This window comes from Rahnella perminowiae, assembly GCF_019049755.1.
GTDB classification, from domain to species: domain Bacteria; phylum Pseudomonadota; class Gammaproteobacteria; order Enterobacterales; family Enterobacteriaceae; genus Rahnella; species Rahnella perminowiae.
The window spans coordinates 20,873-28,028 of record NZ_JAFMOS010000608.1; the positions used below are offsets into that span (position 1 = coordinate 20,873).

At 53.2% G+C, this 7,156-nt stretch carries 6 protein-coding genes; 5 read left to right on the forward strand and 1 reads right to left on the reverse strand.

From position 1 onward, the window contains the following. Positions 1-42 precede the first annotated feature (42 nt). Positions 43-537 carry a leucine-responsive transcriptional regulator Lrp gene (gene lrp / locus J1785_RS19655; RefSeq protein WP_013574775.1) on the reverse strand — a complete coding sequence of 165 codons (495 nt, stop codon included), beginning with the start codon at positions 535-537 and terminating at the stop codon, positions 43-45. A gap of 733 nt (positions 538-1,270) precedes the next feature. Between lrp and trxB the strand changes: the two genes are divergently transcribed. The 5 genes from trxB (at position 1,271) to infA (ending at position 6,975) form a co-directional block, all read left to right on the forward strand. Then, a complete protein-coding gene (gene trxB / locus J1785_RS19660) occupies positions 1,271-2,239 on the forward strand; it encodes a thioredoxin-disulfide reductase (RefSeq protein ID WP_120161190.1) in 969 nt (322 codons plus the stop codon). Between the two features lie 148 nt (positions 2,240-2,387). Continuing rightward, a complete protein-coding gene (gene cydD / locus J1785_RS19665) occupies positions 2,388-4,154 on the forward strand; it encodes a heme ABC transporter permease/ATP-binding protein CydD (protein WP_217220271.1) in 1,767 nt (588 codons plus the stop codon). A gap of 2 nt (positions 4,155-4,156) precedes the next feature. Then, positions 4,157-5,878 carry a heme ABC transporter ATP-binding protein/permease CydC gene (gene cydC / locus J1785_RS19670; RefSeq protein ID WP_217220279.1) on the forward strand — a complete coding sequence of 574 codons (1,722 nt, stop codon included), beginning with the start codon at positions 4,157-4,159 and terminating at the stop codon, positions 5,876-5,878. Between the two features lie 50 nt (positions 5,879-5,928). Then, a complete protein-coding gene (gene aat / locus J1785_RS19675) occupies positions 5,929-6,663 on the forward strand; it encodes a leucyl/phenylalanyl-tRNA--protein transferase (protein ID WP_129952472.1) in 735 nt (244 codons plus the stop codon). A gap of 93 nt (positions 6,664-6,756) precedes the next feature. Next, the gene (infA, locus tag J1785_RS19680; RefSeq protein WP_002211347.1) at positions 6,757-6,975 is read left to right on the forward strand and encodes a translation initiation factor IF-1; all 219 of its coding nucleotides are present in this window, start codon (positions 6,757-6,759) and stop codon (positions 6,973-6,975) included. Positions 6,976-7,156 lie beyond the last annotated feature (181 nt).

Below are 7,156 nucleotides of genomic sequence, written 5' to 3' on the forward strand. Positions count from 1 at the left end.
ACAGGAGTGTAGCTAAAATGACAAGGTTTTGCACCAGAACAATTACCGGGTCTTAATGACCAGGCGATTTGTCTGCTTCACTTCTTCCATCACCACGTAGGTGCGGGTGTCGTTAACACCAGGCAGACGAAGTAAAGTCTCACCTAAGAGCTTACGGTAAGCAGACATATCAGGTACGCGGGTTTTCAACAAATAGTCGAAATCCCCTGAAACCAGATGACACTCCTGAATATCTTCGAGTTTTTGCACTGCCGCATTGAACTGCTCAAACACATCCGGCGCGCCGCGATTGAGGGTAATTTCAACAAATACCAGCAACGAGGCATCCAGATAATGCGGGTTGAGCAATGCAGTATAACCATTGATGAAGCCCTGACGTTCCAGACGACGAACGCGCTCCAGACATGGAGTTGGAGATAATCCCACACGTTTGGAAAGCTCGACGTTTGAAATCCGGCCATCCTTCTGCAATTCATTGAGGATGTTACGGTCAATACGGTCGAGATCTTTTCCCGGACGCTTTTTATTGTCTACCATTATTATTGTCTCTCTGCTGTCCTTCCCTGCACCTGCCATACCCCAGCCAACTTCAATGTCTAAGGGTTGTCCCAAGCGAAGACCCGATGATTAAGGTTTACGCATCCAAAAGCCGCGTTGATCCCCTGTCAAAAGGAACACGGCCGTAAAGCGGATACTCAAAAGAAATAACCCTGCGAAATTAATAGGTTGTCAACAAACAACCTGATTCACTCATCCCTGCTGCAACCGAAAAGCCAAAAAACAAGACCGGAACAGGTCCGGTAGCAGCCAATGGCATAAATTCAAGTCACAGACAGGCAGTTAATTTCTCCTTCCCCTGATGTTTTCGCAAATGCACAGCGGATTGTCAAAGTAAAAGAAGCAAAATCAGAAGAACGTGCCAGATTGAAAAGCTGGTACCCCCTTTTTAGCTATCTTTTCTCTTTGAACAATAACAACGCATCTCACGCGTTATTTCTGCAAAATCCCTACAAAGCATCCTGAATTGTGCCCGAATTAACACGTTTTGATGAGCAACGTTCATCACGTATGGTCGTCAGAATGGTTGTTTTTCATCCTATCCATCAAACAGTTACCTGCTTCATCGATATTGACGAAACTCTTTTTACGCGGGTTGCACAATAAAAACTATCAGACAAATCGTTAACAACATCTGAGTTTGCTTTTTTTACTGCGCCGTTTTCCCTACAATCGGTTTATCGCTTGTCGCCATCGCGGAGATGAATTACGCATGAGTACGGTTAAACACAGTAAATTATTGATTTTGGGCTCCGGTCCGGCGGGTTATACCGCAGCGGTTTATGCCGCGCGTGCAAACCTCAATCCGGTATTAATTACCGGGGTGGAAAAAGGTGGGCAGTTGACTACCACCACCGAAGTGGAAAACTGGCCGGGTGATCCGGAAGGTCTGACCGGTCCGGGCTTAATGGAACGTATGCACGAGCATGCCACCAAATTTAATACTGAGATCATTTTCGACCACATCAATAAAGTCGATTTGCAGAATCGTCCGTTCCGTTTGACCGGTGACAGTGGCGAATACACCTGTGACGCGCTGATTATCGCTACCGGCGCCTCGGCACGTTATATCGGCCTGCCTTCCGAAGAAGCGTTCAAAGGTCGCGGCGTCTCAGCCTGTGCAACCTGTGACGGGTTTTTCTACCGCAACCAGAAAGTCGCGGTTGTCGGCGGCGGCAATACCGCTGTCGAAGAAGCCCTTTATCTGGCAAACATTGCCTCTGAAGTGCATCTGATTCACCGTCGTGACAGCTTCCGTGCAGAAAAAATTCTGGTAGACCGCCTCAATGACAAAGTGGCCAGCGGTAATATCGTTCTGCATACCCACAAGACCCTCAATGAAGTGGTTGGCGATCAGATGGGTGTAACGGGCGCGAGCCTGCTTGATGTACGCACTGACGAGAAATCGCAAGTGGATGTGGCAGGCGTGTTCATCGCTATCGGCCACAGCCCGAATACCGGCATTTTTGAAGGCCAGCTGGAACTGAAAGATGGCTACATCAAAGTGCAGTCCGGCTCGCATGGCAATGCCACCCAGACCAGCATTCCGGGCGTCTTCGCCGCGGGTGACGTGATGGACCACATCTATCGCCAGGCGATCACTTCCGCCGGAACCGGTTGTATGGCCGCACTGGATGCAGAACGCTATCTGGACGGTTTATCCCAGGCACCGGATTTATAATTACGCCTGCGGCGAGTTATCGGACGAAGAGTCCACACAAAGAGTAACGAATAAGGCGGCTTAATTGCCGCCTTATTGTTTTCAGTGTTGAGCCAAGCATGTAACATGAGCGCCCTCCCATCCGGATTGCTGCACAGACTGATGCCTGATGAATAAAACACGACAACAAGAACTTATCCGCTGGTTAAAACAACAAAGCTCACGCGCCAAAGGCTGGATACGTCTGTCTATGATGCTGGGTTTACTTTCCGGTTTGCTGATCCTCGCGCAGGCGTGGCTGATGGCCGGATTACTGCACAGCCTGATCATTGAGCACACCCCGCGAGATGCCTTGCTGCAAAGTTTCCTGTTAATGGCGCTGACGTTTGTTCTGCGCGCTGTCGTCACCTGGCTGCGTGAACAGGTGGGTTTTATTTGCGGACGGGTGATACGTCAGGAAATGCGCAAGCGGGTACTCGACCGTCTGGAAAAACTCGGTCCTGCCTGGATCCATGGAAAACCGGCGGGCAGTTGGGCCAGCATCATTCTTGAGCAAATCGAAGATATGCAGGATTACTATTCCCGCTACCTGCCGCAGATTGCCCTGGCAGGTATCATCCCTCTGCTTATTTTGGTCAGCGTCTTCCCGGTTAACTGGGCTGCCGGGCTGATACTGCTGGTGACCGCCCCGCTTATTCCGCTGTTTATGGCATTGGTCGGGATGGGTGCAGCGGAGGCGAACCGACGTAACTTTGTGGCGCTGGCACGTCTGAGCGGGAATTTTTTAGACAGCCTGCGCGGCCTCGATACGCTTCGTCTTTTCCATCGCGGCACAGCGGAAATCGATCAGATCAAACGTTCAACTGAAAACTTTCGTGCCCGCACGATGGACGTCCTGCGCCTGGCCTTTTTATCCTCCGCTGTGCTGGAATTCTTCGCGTCTATTTCCATCGCCGTTGTTGCGGTTTACTTCGGTTTCTCCTATCTCGGTGAGCTCAATTTCGGCAGCTACGGTACCCCTGTTACCCTGTTCGCCGGTTTCCTGGTGCTGATACTCGCCCCTGAGTTTTTCCAGCCTCTGCGTGATCTGGGCGCGTTTTATCACGCGAAAGCGCAAGCTGTGGGGGCTGCCGAAAGTCTCGTCACCTTCCTCAGTGCAGAAAGTGCTGATATGGGGGACGGCGAGCAACACTGGCCAGCCGGACAGGCAGTGTCACTGGAAGCCCGCGACGTTATTATTCAGTCGCCGCAAGGTAAAACGCTGGCCGGTCCGTTAACATTTAATGTTCAGGCCGGGCAGCGTATCGCGATCGTCGGCCTGAGCGGTGCAGGTAAAAGTTCGTTGCTCAACGCCTTGCTGGGCTTCCTGCCCTATCAGGGTTCCGTTACCGTCAGCGGCATTGAATTGCAATCATTACGTAAAGAAGAATGGCGTAAACAGCTAAGCTGGGTCGGCCAGAATCCGCACCTGCCGGAACTTACCCTGCGCGCCAATATCCTCCTCAGTCAGCCGGATGTCAGCCACGAGCAGCTTCAGTCCGCCATCGACCGTGCCTATGTGAACGAATTCCTGCCGCTCTTACCACAGGGGCTGGAAACCGAACTGGGCGACAGCGCGGCGCGGTTATCCATCGGCCAGGCTCAGCGTGTCGCCGTTGCCCGCGCCCTGCTCTGTCCGTGCCGTTTGCTGCTGCTCGATGAACCCACGGCCAGTCTTGACGCGCACAGCGAAAAGCGTGTGATGAATGCGCTGAACGACGCGTCAAAAGCACAAACCTCCCTGCTGGTCACACATCAACTGGAAGATACGCGTGACTACGATGAAATCTGGGTGATGGATAAAGGCCTGATCGCTGAGCGCGGCACCTTCGCGCAACTGGTGGCTCAGAACGGTTTATTCGCCCGTCTGCTTTCCCGGCGGAATAAGGAGCTGTAATCATGAAAACCCTTCTGCCTTATCTCGCCCTGTACCGCCGCCACGGGTTCCGTTTGTCACTGGGCGTCATTCTGGCTATCGTCACCTTACTGGCGAGCATCGGCCTGCTGACGCTTTCCGGCTGGTTCCTGGCGGCCTCTGCGGTGGCCGGTATCGCCGGTTTATACAGCTTCAACTACATGCTTCCCGCCGCCGGTGTACGGGGTGCCGCCATATTTCGTACCGCAGGTCGCTACGCCGAACGTCTGGTCAGTCACGACGCGACCTTCCGCGTGCTGGCGCATTTGCGGGTGTTCACTTTCACAAAAATCATGCCGTTGTCGCCGGGCGGCATTGCGCATTTCCGTCAGGCAGATCTGCTCAACCGTCTGGTCGCTGATGTCGATACGCTCGATCACTTATACCTTCGGGTAATATCTCCGCTGGTAAGTGCACTGGTTATCATCATCCTTGTGACAGCGGGCCTGAGTTTCCTTGACCTGAAGCTGGCGCTGACGCTGGGTGGGATTATGCTGGTGCTGATGCTGATCCTGCCGGTGATTTTCTATCGTGCAGGAAAACCCGCAGGCCGCGAACTGACGGCGCTGCGCAGTGACTACCGGATGCAACTGGCTTCGTGGTTACAGGGGCAGTCTGAACTGGTGGTTTTCGGCGCTCAGCCACGTTTCCGCCAGCAACTCAATGATATCGAACAGCGATGGATGTTGCGCCAGCAACAGCAGGCAAAACTTACCGGTTTATCGCAGGCTATGGTGATTGCGGCGGCCGGTCTGACTGTCACACTGATGCTGTGGCTGGCGGCAGGAGGCATCAGTGAATTTCCGCAACCGGGCGCGCTGATTGCACTGTTTGTCTTCACCCCGCTGGCGGCATTCGAAGCGCTGGGACCTGTAGCCGCCGCATTCCAGCATCTCGGTCAGGTTATCGCCTCAGCTCAGCGTGTCAGCCAGATCATCGATCAGCCTGCCGATGTGACCTTCCCGTCACAAGGCCCGCTGGCTGGTGAACAGATCAGCCTGTCGCTGAAAAAGGTGAATTTCACTTATCCTGGTCAGCCTTTGCCGGTTCTCAAAAATATTACGCTGGATATCCGCGCCGGTGAGCATATCGCCCTGCTCGGCCAGACCGGTTGTGGTAAATCCACCCTGCTGCAATTGCTGACCCGTGGCTGGGATATCAGCAGCGGGTCACTGGAAATCAACGGCCATGCCATTGAGGGCTACGACGAAGCCACGCTGCGCACAATGATCACGGTGGTCAGCCAGCGTGCGCATGTCTTTAATAACACGCTGCGTGAAAACCTGCGCCTGGCGGCACCGCAAAGCACCGATGAACAAATTGCGGACGCGTTGAGACAGGTTGATTTACATAAACTTTTAGAAAACGAAGGTCTGAACGCCTGGCTCGGTGAAGGCGGACGTCAGCTTTCCGGCGGCGAACAGCGCCGGATCGGACTGGCCCGTGCGTTATTGCATAATGCACCCCTCTGGTTGCTGGATGAACCGACGGAAGGGCTGGATGCAGAAACAGAACAGCATATTTTGGCTCTGCTGCATAAACATTGTCAGAATAAGACGCTACTCTTAGTGACGCACCGTTTGCACGGTCTGGAAGCCCTCGACAGGATATGCGTAATGGAAGAGGGGCAGATTGTTGAACAAGGTGATCACCAGACGTTAGCCGCGGCACAAAGTCGTTATGCCAGATTCCTCGCCCGCGCCTGAGGTGGTTGTTTATGGTTTACGGCGGACCTGTCCGCCGGATAAGGAGATCTATGCGGTTAGTTAAGCTTGAGGCCAATTCAGTGAATTTCCCGGCGCCTGAAACTGCATTGCAGGAGCCGAATGGCCTGCTGGCTATCGGAGGCGATCTCACCGCCCCCCGTCTGCTTTCCGCTTATCAGCATGGCATTTTTCCCTGGTTCGAGCCCGGAGAGATGATCCTCTGGTGGTCGCCTGACCCGCGCGCGATTTTGGTTCCCGGAGAACGCCATGCCAGCCGCAGTCTGAAACGTTTTATGCGCAAGATGCCGTTCCGTTTCACCCTCAATCAGCAGTTTGAGCGGGTGATTCATGCCTGCGCCATGCAGCGTGAAGATGGCACCTGGATCGGGCCGCTGGTACAGCGCGGGTATCAGGAATTGCATGAAGCCGGGCGCGCGCACTCGGTAGAAGTCTGGGAAGGTGATGAGCTGGTTGGCGGTTTATATGGCGTTTCTGTTGGCAAATTATTTTGCGGCGAGTCGATGTTCAGCCGCCGGGAAAATGCCTCCAAATGCGCGCTTATGCTTTTTTGCCAACATTTTTCCCGCAATGGTGGAGAACTGATTGACTGTCAGGTGCTCAACCCTCACACTGCGTCGCTGGGTGCGAGAGAGATCCCCCGCCGCCAATTTTTGCAGCAGTTATCCGAACTTTCACAACATGCGTTAGCGCCGGATTGCTGGTTGCCACAAGACTTATCCCCACATGATGAAGACCTGCCGGTGTTCCCGAAGGATAGGGAATAGGTGCGGTCATGGACCATACTTCTTTACATAATGTGGGTTTTTCGGCATTATCTTGCCGGTTAAAAACTATGGTAGTTAGACCTAGAGGATTCGATGGCCAAAGAAGACAACATTGAAATGCAAGGCACCGTACTTGATACGCTGCCAAACACTATGTTCCGCGTAGAATTAGAAAACGGACACGTAGTTACCGCTCACATCTCCGGTAAAATGCGTAAGAACTACATCCGCATCCTGACGGGCGACAAAGTCACTGTAGAGCTGACCCCGTACGACCTGAGCAAAGGCCGCATTGTCTTCCGTAGCCGTTAATAAGCGGCTCACTCATCGCTGATTTTCCGGCGATACCTGAGGATACCCTCTTCGCCCTTCCTGCTGTTGCAAGGGCGTTTTGTGGTATCCGCAATCCGGCATTTTGTTCCATTATCCTTTCTGAAATCCCTCACTAATTACTGCAATTAAACACAGAGTTTCAGAAAGAAAAAAGGCGATG